The 1,414-nt window shown below is 69.8% G+C and carries 2 protein-coding genes; both read right to left on the reverse strand.

All coding sequences use genetic code 11. The features are described from left to right. A partial coding sequence (pyk, locus tag HUK84_RS18210) for a pyruvate kinase (protein ID WP_176641498.1) occupies positions 1–1,119 on the reverse strand: 1,119 nt, incomplete at its 3' end. Positions 1,120–1,215: 96 nt separating this feature from the next. After that, the coding region (locus tag HUK84_RS18215; protein ID WP_246285769.1) for an SH3 domain-containing protein at positions 1,216–1,414 on the reverse strand (199 nt) is incomplete at its 5' end.

Below are 1,414 nucleotides of genomic sequence, written 5' to 3' on the forward strand. Positions count from 1 at the left end.
GGCCGTGCCGGCGATCTGCCCGGCGGCGGCGGCGATCGCGTCGGCGACGAACCCTTCGGGCTCGGGGCAACTGGCGCGCATGATCGACTGCCAGATCGGATCCTCTTCGACCCGGCGCACGATGCGGTTCATGATGCCGACGGCTTCCAGCGGGTATTGCCCGGCGGCGGTCTCGGCCGACAGCATCACGGCGTCGGCGCCGTCGAACACCGCGGTGGCGACGTCCGACGCCTCGGCGCGGGTCGGGGTCGGGGCGTGGATCATGCTTTCCAGCATCTGGGTGGCGACCACCACCGGCTTGCCCAACTGGCGGGCCAGGCGGACGATGCGCTTCTGCGCCAGGGGCACGGCCTCGGGCGGCAGTTCCACGCCCAGATCGCCGCGCGCGACCATCACCGCATCGGACAGGCGGACGATCTCGTCCAGATTGTCCATCGCCTGCGGCTTTTCTACCTTGGTCATGATCCAGGCGCGGCCGGCGGCGATGTCACGCGCCTCCCGGACATCCTCGGGGCGCTGGACGAAGGACAGGCCGATATATTCCACGCCCAGTTCCAGCGCGAAATCCAGGTCCTTGCGGTCCTTTTCGGTCAAGGCCGGGATCGGCAGCACGATGTCCGGCACGTTCACGCCCTTGCGCTCGGACAGCACGCCGCCCACGGCCACCACCGTGTCCAGATAGGTCGGTCCGACCTCGCGCACCACCAGCCGCAGCTTGCCGTCATCCAGCAGCAGGTTGCTGCCGACCGTGGCGGCGCTGATGATCTCGGGGTGCGGCAGGCGCACGCGCTCGACGGTGCCGGGGGCATCGTCGAGGTCCAGGCGGAAGGCGGCGCCGCTCTGCAGGGTCACCTTGCCGTTCTCGAACGTGCCGACGCGCAGCTTGGGGCCCTGGACGTCGGCCAGGATGCCGATCGGGCGGCCCAGCTCGGCCTCGACCGAGCGGATGGCCTCATGCCGGGCGGCATGGTCGGCATGGGCGCCATGGGAGAAATTCAGCCGGAACACATCGACCCCAGCCTCGGCCAGGGCACGGATCGTGGCACGATCGGACGAGGCCGGCCCGAGCGTCGAGACGATTTTCGTCCGCCGGGGGCGGAAGGCGGAGGTGATGGTCATTGGGCGCTTTCTCCTTGCAGATTTTTTCCGCGACCGGATCGCTGGTCGCTGTTCCCGGCCCGGGCGCCTGCCCGGGCCGCGCGTCAATCAGGACGGCTAGATCGTCTCCTGCGGCAGAAGACCCCAGACCGCCCTGCGGTCCAGCCAGCCTGAATAATGTTGCACGCTGACCTTGCACCATTCGGTGCCGGCTGCGCAGAGGCGAAACGTGCCGACCGCCCCGGGCCGGAGCACCGCGACGAGGGCGGATGACGCGTCGGGCGACGCGTGGATCGCGATCGCGCCCGGAATCGCC

Source organism: Nguyenibacter vanlangensis, assembly GCF_013376155.1.
Lineage (GTDB): Bacteria > Pseudomonadota > Alphaproteobacteria > Acetobacterales > Acetobacteraceae > Gluconacetobacter > Gluconacetobacter vanlangensis.